Annotated in this window: 10 protein-coding genes; 4 read left to right on the top strand and 6 right to left on the bottom strand. The window is 59.8% G+C overall.

Annotation, left to right across the window (positions count from 1 at the left end; genetic code table 11):
* Window positions 1–29 precede the first annotated feature (29 nt).
* The 3 genes from BMZ32_RS01100 to BMZ32_RS01090 form a co-directional block, all read right to left on the bottom strand.
* Entirely contained in the window at window positions 30–1,220 is a 1,191-nt protein-coding gene (locus BMZ32_RS01100) for an osmoprotectant NAGGN system M42 family peptidase (RefSeq protein WP_090238376.1), read from the bottom strand.
* A 134-nt stretch (window positions 1,221–1,354) separates the two neighbouring features.
* Window positions 1,355–3,091 (bottom strand): N-acetylglutaminylglutamine synthetase, encoded by a 1,737-nt coding sequence (ngg, locus tag BMZ32_RS01095; protein WP_090238373.1) that lies wholly within the window; start codon window positions 3,089–3,091, stop codon window positions 1,355–1,357.
* A 74-nt stretch (window positions 3,092–3,165) separates the two neighbouring features.
* Window positions 3,166–4,935, bottom strand: a complete 1,770-nt coding sequence (locus BMZ32_RS01090) for an N-acetylglutaminylglutamine amidotransferase (RefSeq protein ID WP_090238370.1) — start codon at window positions 4,933–4,935, stop codon at window positions 3,166–3,168.
* A gap of 113 nt (window positions 4,936–5,048) precedes the next feature.
* Here BMZ32_RS01090 and BMZ32_RS01085 point away from each other — a divergent pair, with 113 nt between their 5' ends.
* Complete coding sequence (locus tag BMZ32_RS01085; protein ID WP_090238367.1) at window positions 5,049–5,522, top strand: MarR family winged helix-turn-helix transcriptional regulator; 474 nt, start codon at window positions 5,049–5,051, stop codon at window positions 5,520–5,522.
* A 51-nt stretch (window positions 5,523–5,573) separates the two neighbouring features.
* On the opposite strand, the gene dacB is transcribed toward BMZ32_RS01085, so the two are convergent.
* The gene (dacB, locus tag BMZ32_RS01080; protein ID WP_090238365.1) at window positions 5,574–7,022 is read right to left on the bottom strand and encodes a D-alanyl-D-alanine carboxypeptidase/D-alanyl-D-alanine endopeptidase; all 1,449 of its coding nucleotides are present in this window, start codon (window positions 7,020–7,022) and stop codon (window positions 5,574–5,576) included.
* 233 nt (window positions 7,023–7,255) lie between these two features.
* Here dacB and BMZ32_RS01075 point away from each other — a divergent pair, with 233 nt between their 5' ends.
* A complete protein-coding gene (locus BMZ32_RS01075) occupies window positions 7,256–7,597 on the top strand; it encodes a YggL family protein (RefSeq protein ID WP_090238362.1) in 342 nt (113 codons plus the stop codon).
* 245 nt (window positions 7,598–7,842) lie between these two features.
* Here BMZ32_RS01075 and BMZ32_RS01070 read toward each other — a convergent pair whose 3' ends face one another.
* A complete protein-coding gene (locus BMZ32_RS01070; RefSeq protein WP_090238359.1) occupies window positions 7,843–8,916 on the bottom strand; it encodes an FUSC family protein in 1,074 nt (357 codons plus the stop codon).
* Between the two features lie 3 nt (window positions 8,917–8,919).
* Window positions 8,920–10,251 carry a deoxyguanosinetriphosphate triphosphohydrolase gene (locus BMZ32_RS01065; protein WP_090238356.1) on the bottom strand — a complete coding sequence of 444 codons (1,332 nt, stop codon included), beginning with the start codon at window positions 10,249–10,251 and terminating at the stop codon, window positions 8,920–8,922.
* Between the two features lie 614 nt (window positions 10,252–10,865).
* Between BMZ32_RS01065 and BMZ32_RS01060 the strand changes: the two genes are divergently transcribed.
* Complete coding sequence (locus BMZ32_RS01060) at window positions 10,866–12,686, top strand: multicopper oxidase domain-containing protein (protein ID WP_090238353.1); 1,821 nt, start codon at window positions 10,866–10,868, stop codon at window positions 12,684–12,686.
* 43 nt (window positions 12,687–12,729) lie between these two features.
* A complete protein-coding gene (locus BMZ32_RS01055) occupies window positions 12,730–13,374 on the top strand; it encodes an SCO family protein (RefSeq protein WP_090238349.1) in 645 nt (214 codons plus the stop codon).
* Window positions 13,375–13,407: the final 33 nt, after the last annotated feature.

Genomic DNA, 13,407 nt, shown 5'->3' with positions numbered 1-13,407 from the left:
CGTCACTTTGCCCGGATGCGCGTGGCCCTTCAAGCGTCCTGATCGCGTGGTCGCCACAGGCTGTCGACAGTCGGCAAGCGGGTATCACTTTCCATCTGCGCATCGTGCTCCAATTGGTGGCTAAAGCGCTCTAACGAGCCTTGCGCCGGCTGGGCATCGCTGGCGAATACCGGTGGGCTGAGCAGGTAGGCGGCGAGCAGACGGCTGAGGGCCTTGAGGCTGTCGATGTGCGTGCGCTCATAGCCATGGGTCGCGTCGCAGCCGAAGGCGAGCAGAGCGGTGCGGATATCGTGGCCGGCGGTAACCGCCGATTGCGCGTCGCTGTGGTAGTAGCGGAACAAGTCGCGGCGTACTGGCACCTCGTTCTCTTCGGCTAGGCGCAACAGTTGCCGCGACAGGTGATAGTCGTACGGCCCGCCGGAATCCTGCATGGCCACGCTGACGGTGTGTTCGCTGGACTGCTGGCCCGGCGCGACCGGGGCGATATCGATGCCGACGAACTCGCTGACATCCCAAGGCAGGGCGGCGGCTGCTCCAGAGCCGACTTCCTCGGTGATGGTGAACAGCGGATGGCAGTCGATTTCCGGCTCGATGCCACTTTCTTTAATGGCCTTGAGCGCGGTGAGCAGGGCGGCGACACCGGCTTTGTCATCCAGGTGGCGGGCGCTTATGTGGCCACTTTCAGTGAACTCCGGCAGTGGGTCGAAGGCGACGAAGTCACCGACTGAAATACCCAGCGACTCGCAGTCGGCGCGGGTGCTGCAGTAGGCGTCCAGACGCAGCTCGACATGGTCCCAACTGATGGGCAGTTGATCCACAGCGGTGTTGAAGGCGTGTCCGGAGGCCATCAGCGGTAACACGCTGCCACGAATCACACCGTGATCGGTAAACACGCTGACGCGGCTGCCTTCGGCAAAACGACTGGACCAGCAGCCAACGGCGGCCAGGCCTAGGCGCCCGTTGTCCTGCAGCTCGCGGACGATCGCGCCGATCGTGTCGAGGTGCGCTGATACCGCGCGGTCGGGGCTGCTCTGCTTGCCCTTGAGGGTGCCGCGAATGGTGCCGCGACGGGTCATTTCGAAGGGGATGCCGATCTCCTCCAAGCGTTCGGCGACGTAGCGCACAATGGTGTCGGTAAAGCCGGTGGGGCTGGGAATGGCGAGCATTTCCAGCAGCACCTTTTGCAGATAATCGAGATCGGGCTCGGGGAGCTGTTGCATACAAAGTCTCCTGTGAAATGGGTTTCAAGTTCAGCCGTGCGGTCTGAAAACGCCTGCTAACGAACCCCCGGATTGCGCTGCGCTACCCGAGGTTTCTCCCAACAAGCGCCGTGTGTCGCGGCTAATTCGGCCCTTCAACCCACCTGGCTGAGGGGGAATAACAGGTCGATAAAACGCTCGGCGGTAGGCTGTGGCTGATGATTGGCCAGGCCGGCGCGCTCGTTGGCTTCTATAAACACGTAGTCGGGTTGATCCGCTGCTGGCACCAGCAGGTCGAGACCCACCACAGGGATGTCCAGGGCGCGAGCTGCTCTTACCGCCGCATCGGCCAACACCGGATGAAGGATCTTGGTGACGTCCTCCAGGCTGCCGCCAGTGTGCAGGTTGGCGGTCTTGCGCACGGCCAGGCGCTGGCCCGCTGGTAGCACGCTGTCGTAGTCGACCCCGGCGGCATGCAAGGTGCGCAGGGTTTCGGCGTCCTTGGGGATGCGGCTTTCACCCTCGGTGGCGGCTTGGCGGCGGCGGCTTTGCGCGTCAATAAGCGCGCCTATGCTGTGCTGGCCATCGCCGACCACTTCGGCCGGGCGGCGAATCGCAGCGGCCACCACGGCAAAGCCGATCACCAGAATGCGCAGGTCGCAGCCTGGGTGAAAGCTTTCCAGCAACACGCGGCTGTCGAAGGTGCTGGCACGCTCGATCGCATCCTGCACATCCAGCGGGGTGTGCAAGTCCACCGCGACGCCCTGGCCTTGTTCGCCATCGACCGGCTTGACCACCACACTGCCGTGCTCGGCGAGAAATGCGGCGTTCTCTTCGGCGTTACCAGCCAGGCGTTGGGCTGGCAGGTGCAGGCCAGCTTGAGCCAGAGCGCGATGGGTCAGGCGTTTGTCCTGGCAGAGGGTCATGCTCACGGCGCTGGTGAGGTCGGTCAGTGACTCGCGGCAGCGGATACGTCGGCCGCCGTGGTTGAGGGTGAACAAGCCGGCGTCAGCGTCGTCGACCTGCACTTCGATACCGCGGCGCAGGGCTTCATCGACGATGATCCGCGCGTAGGGGTTCATTGGCGTATGCGGGCCCGGGCCGATAAACAGCGCTTCGTTGATGCCGTTCTTGCGCTTGATGCTGAAGGTCTGCAATTCACGAAAGCCCAGCTTGGCGTACAGCCCTTTGGCTTGGTCGTTGTCGTGCAGCACCGACAGGTCGAGGCTGCTCAGGCCACGGCTCATAAAATGCTCGATCAGGTGGCGCACCAGCACCTCACCGACGCCGGGCCGGCTGCAGCGCGGGTCGACGGCCAGGCACCACAGGCTGCTGCCGTTATCCGGGTCTTTGTAGGCCTTCTGGTGATTGAGGCCCATGACGCTGCCGATTACTGCACCGCTGTCCTCATCCTCAGCCAGCCAGTAAACCGGACCACCCAAGTGGCGCGGGGTGAGTTTGCTGGGGTCGATCGGCAGCATGCCGCGTAATTGGTACAGGGTGTTGATCGCCTGCCAATCTTGAGCATTTTGCGCACGGCGTATGCGAAAGCCTCGAAAGCTACGGCGTGCCTGGCGATAGTCGCTAAACCACAAGCGCAGGGTGTCTGAGGGATCGAGAAACAACTGTTGCGGCGCCTGCGCCAACACCTGATGAGGCGCGGCGACATACAGGGCGATATCACGCTCGCCAGGCTGCTCGGTCAGCAGGTCGCCAGCCAGGGCGGCGGCGTCTGGGTAGGTGTGGCCGATCAGCAGGCGGCCCCAGCCACAATGCACAGCTTTCGGTTGGCCCATCTCGCTGTCGGGTTCTTCGGCGAAACGCGCTTGCAGACGTTCGTAAGACGGCGTCTGGCCGCGTAACAGGCGTTGGTTAAAGGCAGTGGCACGCATTGGAAGGCATCCTTTGCTGTCTGAATACCCCGGCACAGGCCGGGGTATTCAGGGAAACGGGCGAACGAGCAGCCTTACAGGCCGTGTTCGTTCAGCCAGAGATTGAGCGCCGCCATCTGCCAAAGTTTGGAGCCGCGCAGCGGTGTCAGCTGGCCATGCGGGTCTGTCAGCAGGCGGTCGAGCATGGCCGGATTAAACAGGCCGCGATCCTGGCTTGGGTCCAGCAGCAGGTCGCGCACCCAACCTAAAGTTGCACCTTCAAGATGTTTGAGGCCCGGCACCGGGAAGTAGCCTTTAGGCCGATCAATCACTTCGCTGGGGATCACCTGGCGCGCGGCTTCCTTGAGTACATGTTTGCCGCCATCGGGCAGCTTGAAGCGCCCCGGAATCCGCGCGGACAGCTCGGCCAGGCGGTAATCGAGAAACGGCGTGCGCGCTTCCAGGCCCCAGGCCATGGTCATGTTGTCGACCCGTTTGACCGGGTCATCGACCAGCATCACCGTGCTGTCGAGGCGCAGTGCCTTGTCGACAGCCGCAACGGCACCGGGCTGAGCAAAGTGCTCACGGACGAAGTCCCCGGCGGCATCACCGGTGAGCCAGGCCGGCTGTACGCAGGCCGCGTATTCGTCGTAGTCACGGTCAAAGAACGCAGCGCGGTAGGCGGAAAAGGCATCGTCGGCGGCGTCCACTTGTGGGTACCAGTGGTAGCCGGCGAACAGTTCATCGGCACCCTGGCCGCTTTGCACCACCTTGCAGTGCTTGGCCACTTCGCGCGACAGTAGGTAGAAGGCGATGCAGTCGTGGCTGACCATCGGCTCGCTCATCGCACGGAAGGCCGCAGGTAGTTGCTCAAGAATCTCGTGCTCACCGATGCGTAGTTGGTGATGCTGAGTATTGAAGCGTTCGGCGATCAGGTCGGAGTACTGGAACTCGTCGCCGCGCTCGCCGCCGGCATCCTGAAAACCGATGGAAAAGGTCGAGAGGTTTTCCACTCCGGCTTCACGCAGCAGGCCGACCAGCATGCTCGAATCGACCCCGCCGGACAGCAGCACGCCGACATCCACGGCGGCGCGCTGACGGATCGACACCGCCTCACGCATGCCATCGAGCACACGCTCGCGCCACTCATCCAGACCAAAGCTGATTTCATCACGCTGCGGGCCGAACTCCAGGCTCCACCAAGTTTGCTGCTCGCAGTTGCCTTGGGCGTCGATGCGCATCCAGGTGGCCGGTGGCAGCTTCTCAACGCCTGCCAGCAGGGTGCGCGGTGCGGGCACTACGGCATGGAAGTTGAGGTAGTGATTGAGCGCAACGGGATCGAGCGTTTTGCCAATATCACCACCGGCCATCAGCGCCGGCAGACTGGAAGCAAAACGCAGGCGCTCACCGGTACGTGACAGGTACAGCGGCTTAACGCCGAGACGGTCGCGGGCAATAAACAGCTGCTGGGTGTCGCGCTCCCAGATGGCGAAGGCGAACATGCCATTGAGCTTAGGCAGCAGATCTTTGCCCCAGGCGTGATAGCCCTTGAGCAGCACCTCGGTGTCACCACCGGAGAAAAAGCGATAACCCAGCGCTTTCAGCTCGTCACGCAGTTCCGGGTAGTTATAGATGGCGCCGTTGAACACCATGGACAGGCCCAGATCGCTGTCTATCATTGGTTGGCCTGATGCTTCGGCGAGATCCATGATCTTCAGCCGACGATGGCCAAGGGCAATCGGCCCTTGACTGTGGAAGCCGTGCGCGTCGGGACCGCGCGGGGCTAGGTGATGGGTGATCCGCTCGACTGCAGCCAGGTCGGCTGGTCGTTGATCAAAGCGTAGTTCTCCAGCTATTCCGCACATAATTTTCCTTACCGGTATTGCCGTTGGGGAGTGGTTCGGTGCTGCCGAACCTTTTACAGGGGAACAAAAAAATGCTTTGATGTCAAAGTTTAATCATGCTTATAAAGGTCTATATGCCAGTTAAAAAGGTTTCTTCTGAAATAGAATTGTCATCTGTTTCTGCTTTTGAGTTGCCGCTTTTTCAGGCATTGCGGCGCTTGCAGCAAGCGGGGGAGGTACATGCCAAACGCGTTAGTAAGTTTGGTGGGCTGACGCCTGTGCAGCTGCTGATTTTGCAGGTGCTGGCAGGGGAGAGGCGACTAACAGCCAGTGACCTCAGTGGCCGCGTCAGCCTGACGGCGGCAACCTTATCGGGCATGCTCGATCGGCTGGAGGAGCGCGGGCTGTTGCAGCGTCAACGAGATGATCAGGACCGGCGCAAACAGTGGTTGCTGCTCAGCGAGCCAGGCTTGGCGCTGGTGCAGCAGGCACCGAGCCTACTGCCGCCGGAGTTCGTCGAACGCTTTGCCGGGCTGGATGAGTGGGAGCGCCACAGCCTGACGGCCGCGCTGTTACGCGCGGCGCAGCTGTGTGGGGAGATGGAGTAGAGCCGCCGCGCGGCAATGGCAATAGAGGTGTGCGGTGCAGCGTTAAGCGCTTCAGCGTTTAGCGGTTGGCTTGGGCTGCTTGTACAAATCCAACAGCACCTGATCGAGAATCGACGAGGCGCCCCACGGCCTTGGATCGTTGAGGATCGCCACCACGGCCCAGCTGTTACCGTTGCTGTCGCGGCTGAAACCGGCAATGGCACGCACGTTATTCAGCGTCCCGGTCTTGATCCGGGCTTCGCCTACCAGCGGGGTGCGGTGCAGGCGTTTGCGCATGGTGCCGTCCATCGCTACCAGCGGTAGCGAGGCCATGAATTCGGCGGCGTAGGGGCTCTTCCAAGCGGCCTGCAATAGGGCGGCCATCTCCCGCGCGCTGACCCGCTCGGCGCGTGATAAGCCGGAACCGTTCTCCATCACCAGGTGCGGTGCGGTGAGGCCTTTGCGCGCCAGCCAGCTGCGAATCACCCGTTGCGCCGCCTTGCTGTCGTCTAGGTCGGCGGAATTTCGAAACTGCGCGCCGATACTGAGAAACAGCTGCCGGGCCATGGTGTTGTTGCTGTACTTGTTGATGTCGCGAATGATTTCAGTCAGATCCGGTGAATAAGCGCGGGCCAGCAGGCGGGCTTTCTCCGGCACTGGGGCGAGGCGATCTTGGCCCATGATGCTGCCGCCCAGCTCTTGCCAGATGGCGCGGATCGCGCCGGCAGCGTAGCTCGGGTGGTCGAGCAACGACAGGTAGGTTTGCGAGCTGCAACCTTCGGCCAGCTTGCCGCTGACAATCACCGTGGTGCCGTCAAATTCGGTCACTGGGTTGTAGCGTACGTCCGGCCAGCCTGGGCATTTGGCCGCAGGCAGTGCTTTGACCCGGTTGTCGATGCGGATATCGGCAATCGGCGGCTCGGCGGCAATGTGCACTTTGCCGTCTTCAGTGCGGGCGATAAAACGCAGCGCTTTGAGGTTGACCAGCAGTGAGTCGGGCGTCACCAGGAAAGGCTTGTTGGAATCGCCGCCGTCGTCATTAAAGCTGGGCAGTTGCGGTTGCACGAAGTGGCTGCGGTCGAGCACCAGATCACCGTTAACCTGATGCACGCCGTTGGCACGTAGGTCGCGCAGCAGTAGCCAGAGTTTTTCCATGTTGAGCTTGGGATCGCCGCCGCCCTTGAGGTACAGGTTGCCGTTAAGCACGCCATTTTTCAGTTGGCCGTCGGTGAAGAATTCGGTTTTCCACTGATGGGTCGGGCCGAGCAGTTCGAGCGCTGCATAGGTGGTTACCAGCTTCATGGTCGAGGCTGGGTTGACGGAAATATCAGCATTAAAAAAAGTGCTGCTGCCGGGGCCATTGAGCGGGATGGTCACCACCGACAGCGACTGGCTGTTGATCTTGTTAACTTTTAACGATTGTTGGACCTTGTTCGACAATCCGTAGTTGGCGGCTGCAAGTGGCAGGCAAACAGGCAGTAGCAGGCCGACAATGGCCAGGCGATGCAGGGTTTTGATCATGGGCGACTACCCTCCAGCTGAGGGAAAAGAGGACGCGAGAGATGTAAAGAGGTCCCATCGCGGGTTGGGATAATGTTGGCAATTATGCCCCAAGAGCGGGCGTGCACAGTGGCAGTAATTGCTATGGGCGGGGCTTTTCTGCTGGCAGTTTGATGACCTGTCGTCTTTGAGGCGGGCGTGCTGGCAGCGAAACTGCTAAAGTGCCGCGCGATATCACTTTTGAGGATTGTTCCATGGCTACTAACCGTTCCCGCCGTCTGCGCAAAAAACTCTGCGTGGATGAATTCCAGGAGCTGGGTTTTGAGCTGAACCTGACTTTTAAGGAAGATCTGGCTGATGAAGCCATCGATACATTCCTTGAGCAGTTTTTGCGCGACGCCATGACCGCTAACGACCTTGGCTATGTAGGTGGCGATGACTTCGGTCTGGTATGCCTGGCCAAGCGTGGCTCGGTCAGCGAAGAGCAGCGCGCTGCCGTTGAAGCCTGGCTCAAAGGCCGTGACGAGCTGGTGGAGTTCACTGCCAGCCCGCTGCTTGATGTCTGGTACCCAGACAATCAGCTGAATCAGGCCTGATGCTCCAAGCGGGGCATGCACCGCGCATGCTCCGCTGCTGTTCCCTCTCTCCCGCAAGTCCCCTTTAGCCGTAAAACCAGCCTTAGTCAGTATCTTCGTCTCATCGACCTGGTCAATTTGTTCGCGCCGCACATGCTGGCCATGATGCTCGGTTATGTAGGCTGCAATTTGCCTATCGCGTAGATCGTCTGGCCGCCGTCAAGCTTCGAAAATATCGGCAATCTCCATCATTTGGGCCGGCAGGCTCATGCCTTCGCATCAGTGTTGTTACTGGCCTTTTGCAGCAGTTGCCGGTGCTCCAGCCAGCGCTCCAGGCCATACACCAGTAAGGCCACCAGTAACGCCAGCACCACGCCGATCAGGCTGTTGAATAAACGCACCTGCGGCAGTTGCCAGTCTTGCGCCAGGCTTTCCGCCAGCAACACAAAGCACACGCTGGTCTGCAGCACAAACAGCCCGTAGTGGTTGGCTTGCAAAGCGCGGCTGAGAGCAATTAACGGCAGCAGGGTGGCAACCATCAATGCCGGACTTTGCAGGCTGTGGCCGAGCAGTATCAGCAGTCCCGCGGCGCCCAGGCTGGCCAGAATCGATTGCACAGCACGGACCAGGCTGCCCTGAAAACTCAGCTGCAAGGTGGTGACTACGGTGAGCGTCAGCCAATAGCCACGGTGCAGTTGTGCCAGGTTGACGATCAGCCCAGACAAAGCAAATGCCAGGGTGCAGCCCAGCGCATGTAGCCGCCACTTTTGTTTCGGCAAGCGTTTGGCGTGACGTTTGAGTACTTTGAAAATGCTGATAAAGCGCGGCATATACGGCCACATACGCAAGCCATGCATGCCGCGCAGACCGAAGGCCAGGAGCATCACCCAGAGGCCGCCGAGGATAAACAGCATGGCGATGGCGTAGGGGTTATTCAGCGTGCCGAGGCCCTGTTGACCTTGCCCCAGGCATAAGCAGATGGCCAGGCCGATGCCCAGCTTGCCGGCCTCACTGCCAAAGCGTTGCATCCAGGCCAAGAGAAAACCGAACAGCGCGAAGATCAGAAAGCTGGTGTAAGGATGATCGGCCGACCAAAAACCTAATCCGGCACTGGCAGCACCCAGCCCGCAGAGCATCAACATGCGCAGCATACCGAGGCGATGCAGGGGGTTAGCCTGGGCGGCCTGAAACGCGCCTACCGAGGCCCAGAGAAACCCCGGGTGCGCGCTGAACAGCCCGAGCAGCAAGGGCAGCGCGCAGCCAAAACCGGCAACCATCGCCGGACCCCAAGCTGGCGGGCCGGCATGCCAGCTAAAGGTTTGTCGTAAAAGACTATTCATGACTTATACCGGGCTTGACCGGCCCGTCATCTCACGGGCCATTTCAGTAGCGTAGCTGTCAGTCATACCCGCGATAAAATCGATCATGCGCAGGAAGGACTTGTATAACGGCCAGTGCGGATCGGGTGCGTTATTGCCTAGCAGGTCGAGAATACGACGGTTCTTGAATGACGGCGTGCGCCCGCCATGCTGCTCAAGCGCTGCGCCACAGAAAGCGTTGAGAAGAATTTCCAGGGTGGTGTAGGCACCGATTTCATGCAGCGTCTTGCGTTTATCTTGGAAGATCTTCTGTCGCGCCATGTCCTTGGCGCTCTGTACGCAGTGCTTGGCGGTGCCGTGCATGTGCTCGACCAAATCTCCGTGCAGGGTCCCGGCCAGTAGGGCGTCCTGCTGCTCGACAAAGGCTTCGGCGGCAGCGTTGGTCAGGTGTTCGATGGCTTTGCCGCGCAGAATCGCCAGCTTGCGCCGCTTGGAATCATCGGGGCCAAGCTGGCGGTAGGTTTCCGGCAGGTCATCACCCACCAGATCGAGCAGCAACGCTTCAACTTCGCTGTACTCAAGCAACTCCATTTCCAGGCCATCTTCCAAGTCGATCAAGCCGTAGCAGATGTCGTCTGCTGCCTCCATCAGATAGACCAGCGGATGGCGTGCCCAGCGTTGTTCTTCCAGCTGTGGCAGGCCCAGTTTGCTAGCGATCTGCTCAAGCAGGGGCAGCTCGCTTTGGTAGCAGCCGAACTTGTGCTTTTTGTAGCCCAAGGCTTCGGCGTGGCGTGCTGTCCAGGGGTATTTCAGGTAGGTGCCAAGTGTCGCGTAGGTCAGCCGGGTGCCGCCGTCGAACTGGTGATATTCCAACTGGGTAAGCACGCGAAAGCCCTGAGCATTGCCCTCGAAGCTGAGAAAATCACCGCGTTCGGCTGCGCTCATATCGTCCAGCCAGCCGCGTCCGGCAGCCTGCTGAAACCAATGACGAATAGCGTCTTCACCGGAATGACCAAAGGGCGGATTACCGATGTCGTGGGCCAGGCAGGCCGATTGCACAACCATGCCCAGATCACTTGGCTCGCACCAACCGGGCAGTGCGCCACGGATCATTTCACCGACGCGCATACCCAAGGAGCGGCCCACGCAGCTGACTTCCAGGGAATGGGTCAGGCGAGTGTGAATGTGGTCATTGCTGGACACCGGGTGCACCTGGGTCTTGCGCCCCAAGCGGCGGAAGGCTCCCGAGAAGATGATGCGGTCATGGTCTTTGTGGAAGGGCGTGCGGCCCAATTCATCGGCACTGTGCGTCGGTTTGCCGAGTCGTTCGCGGTTGAGCAGGGTTGGCCAATCCAAAGCTAATCCTCACCATGACATCACTGAATAAGGGGTTAGCTTCGGTGTTAGTGCGGCGGCCTGCAAGTCTTGTGCTAAAAGCCTGCCGGTGACAGGCGTGGGCTGGCGCGCGGCACAGTGCGCTGGCGGGAATGGCGTATGTCGACATGCTCCATTTTGTATCGAGTATATTTTATTAATATTTATTTAAATCAATGGATTGGTGAGCTTAATTCCGTTTATCAGGTTGTTTGACGGTTAATTGACATTCGTCGTACTTGGTACTTTAGTTACAACAGTAAGAGCTTGAAAGTTGGTGGGCTCAGTGCGTGGGGGAGCGTTCTGAGTTCGGTTTAAGCGTTACCGCTAGGGAGAATATTATGTCTACTGGTTCAATGAGACGCCGAGCATCCCTGTTGTTTCCTCTGCTTAGTGCGTCGTTGCAGTCGCATGGTCCACCCTCCCGTTGAAACTAGCGCGGCGCTCTCGCTTGGAGGCCTGGCTGAGAAGTCTGTCTCGAGCATTCGCTATTGATGTTGTGCTCAACATACGGCGCACGTTTGTTACCCATCCTTTTTCTTGAGGTGGTTGATCGCGGATGGGTGGCGAGCAGGGAGCCGGGGAGGTAGATATTTATGAAGTCTTCATTCTTGGTGACACCCGCAGAGAATCAGCCAGGGGCGTCGATCGATGGCGATGCAGCGGAGCAGCCGTCGCGGCGTAATTTTCTCAAAGGCAGCGCCGCGTTGATGGTTGCGCCGTTACTGCCGGCGTCCGCAAAATCCAGGACAAGTGATGAGGATGCGGTTGCAGTTGCGGCAGTGCCGGCCAGTCCGCCGACTGTGCCTTGGCAGGAATTTCTTCCTGACGTTATTGGCGTGCTTGACGCCAACCCCTTAGATCCGTCACCCACCGGGACCGCGAACATCGCCGGCGGTGAAGCCGGGCGTCCGTCGCACCAGCGTTGGAATGAGTTCGCCGCCAGGGCCGAGCCCTATGAGTTGCATGCCGCACAGCGTGAAAACTGGGTGTTCAGCCCATCCTACCCGGCGCAACCTGTGTGGACCTATCAGGCTAAAGAGCCGGATTTGAGCATCCTTAGCCCCGTGGTGTTTGCCCATTACGGTCATCCGGTTCTGTGCCGGATATACAACGATTTACCGGCCAACCATGTCGGATTTGGTAGCCCGGAAATTTCCACCCACCTGCATAACCTGCACTGCGGCTCGGAAAGTGACGGCTTCCCCGGCGACTATTACAGCGCCACCAAGGCGGGGCCAACCCTGACCTCGCCCGGAGGCTTTAGGGATCACCTCTACTCGAACATCTATGCCGGCTATGACGAGCTGCAAAATGGCATTGGTGATTACCGCGAGGCCTTGGGCACGCTGTTCTATCATGACCACACCACCGACTTCACCGCGCCGAATATTGTCCGTGGGCTGGTCGGCTTCTATTGCCTGTTTGATGAGCTGGATTCAGGCGATGAGCGTGATCCCAATCCCAGTGCACTGCGCTTACCCAGCCACCCGTACGATTACCCGCTGAGCTTTTCCGATCGACGTTTTGATGCCGATGGCATGCTTTATTACGACCAGGTCAACCCGGACGGTGTGCTCGGCGACAAGGTCGTAGTCAACGGCAAGATCGAGCCGGTGTTGCGTGTGGCGCGGCGCAAGTATCGTTTGCGTCTGCTCAATGCCGGCCCGAGCCGCTTCTATCAGTTTTATTTGGTGCGGCCGAACAATGTGATTCAGCCCTTCACCTACATTGCCAATGACGGCAACCTGCTGGAAAGACCACTGCTCAACCAGACCTTTGTGCGTTTAGGCGTGGCTGAGCGTGGCGACATTGTGGTGGATTTTTCCCGCTACCCGCGGGGCACCGAGTTGTATCTGGTCAACCGCCTGACTCATGTTGCCGACGACACCCGGCGGCCTGATCGGGTGGTCGCTCCAGGCGTGCGTGTGCTGAAAATCGTGGTCGATCGCGAACCGCCCGAACAGGACCTAAGCCAGGTGCCAAGCTTTCTGCGGCCGCTGCGCCCCTTGCCGTCGACGGCAGAGTTGGCCGCGCTACCGGTACGGCGTTGGGTGTTTGAGCGCCGGCAAAACATGTGGGCGATCAACGGTCAGTTCCTCGATATCAATGTGCCGCGTGCACAAATCCCTCTTGGTGGCATGGAGATCTGGGAGTTGGCGAGCGTCGATAACGGCTGGGATCACCCGATCCACATCCACTTCGAGGAGGGCCGGATTTTAAGCAAGACCACCGATGGCCGAAACGTAGTGATCCCAGCACATGAGCGCGGACGTAAGGATGTATTTGTGGTCAACGGGCGCACGACCATCCGGGTGTTGCTGCGGTTTCGTGATTACAAGGGCAAGTACGTGATGCACTGCCACAACCTCATCCATGAGGATCACTCGATGATGCTGCGCTGGGACATTGTCTGATGGCCGCTGCGCAGGCGGTTAAAGAGATGCAGGAGGGTGTTCGATGAATACGCGAAGAAAATTACTGGCCGGTATGGGTGTGGGTGTGGCCGCCTTGGGTGTGGCTGCGTTGCAGCGGGGCAGTGATGCACCACAAGCCATCGTGCGCAGTTCGGCAGGGACTAAGAATTTCCCCAATGTCACCCTGTACACCCATGAAGGCCAGCCCGTGAAGTTCTATGACGACCTCATTCGCGGCAAGCTGGTGACCTTCAACATGATGTACGCCCAGTGTGAGCGCACTTGTCCGGTGAGTACGGCCAATTTGCGTCTGGTGCAGAAAATGCTCGGCGAGCGGGTGGGGCGCGATGTGTTTATGTACTCGATTTCGCTGCAGCCGGAGATGGATACCCCACAGCGGTTACGCGAGTACGTTGCGCGTCATCATATCGAGCCGGGTTGGCTGTTTTTGACTGGCGCTCGTGCGGATATCGACCTGGTGCGCTACCGCCTGGGGTTCTACGACCCCGACCCGTTGGTGGACTTCAACGACGCCAATCACACCGGCATGCTGCGGGTGGGCAATGATGCCCTGGACCGCTGGACGATGGCGCCGACCTTGACTGCGCCCGAGCAGATACTGAGCACTATCAACCATGTGGACATGGCCATGGCGCACACGGCACATCGTGAGCCATCAGTGGTTTAAGGCAACGACTGCCTGATTAGATGTGAGTGCTCA

The sequence above is a fragment of the Pseudomonas guineae genome (assembly GCF_900113745.1).
Classification (GTDB): Bacteria; Pseudomonadota; Gammaproteobacteria; order Pseudomonadales; family Pseudomonadaceae; genus Aquipseudomonas; species Aquipseudomonas guineae.
This window is presented reverse-complemented; position numbering and strand designations above follow the sequence as displayed.

Bases quoted from the DNA above. Each gene is read 5' to 3' on its own strand.
- BMZ32_RS01100 (WP_090238376.1), bottom strand. From the start codon at position 1,220: ATGCAACAGCTCCCCGAGCCCGATCTCGATTATCTGCAAAAGGTGCTG.
- ngg (WP_090238373.1), bottom strand. From the start codon at position 3,091: ATGCGTGCCACTGCCTTTAACCAACGCCTGTTACGCGGCCAGACGCCG.
- BMZ32_RS01090 (WP_090238370.1), bottom strand. From the start codon at position 4,935: ATGTGCGGAATAGCTGGAGAACTACGCTTTGATCAACGACCAGCCGAC.
- BMZ32_RS01085 (WP_090238367.1), top strand. From the start codon at position 5,049: ATGCCAGTTAAAAAGGTTTCTTCTGAAATAGAATTGTCATCTGTTTCT.
- dacB (WP_090238365.1), bottom strand. From the start codon at position 7,022: ATGATCAAAACCCTGCATCGCCTGGCCATTGTCGGCCTGCTACTGCCT.
- BMZ32_RS01075 (WP_090238362.1), top strand. From the start codon at position 7,256: ATGGCTACTAACCGTTCCCGCCGTCTGCGCAAAAAACTCTGCGTGGAT.
- BMZ32_RS01070 (WP_090238359.1), bottom strand. From the start codon at position 8,916: ATGAATAGTCTTTTACGACAAACCTTTAGCTGGCATGCCGGCCCGCCA.
- BMZ32_RS01060 (WP_090238353.1), top strand. From the start codon at position 10,866: ATGAAGTCTTCATTCTTGGTGACACCCGCAGAGAATCAGCCAGGGGCG.
- BMZ32_RS01055 (WP_090238349.1), top strand. From the start codon at position 12,730: ATGAATACGCGAAGAAAATTACTGGCCGGTATGGGTGTGGGTGTGGCC.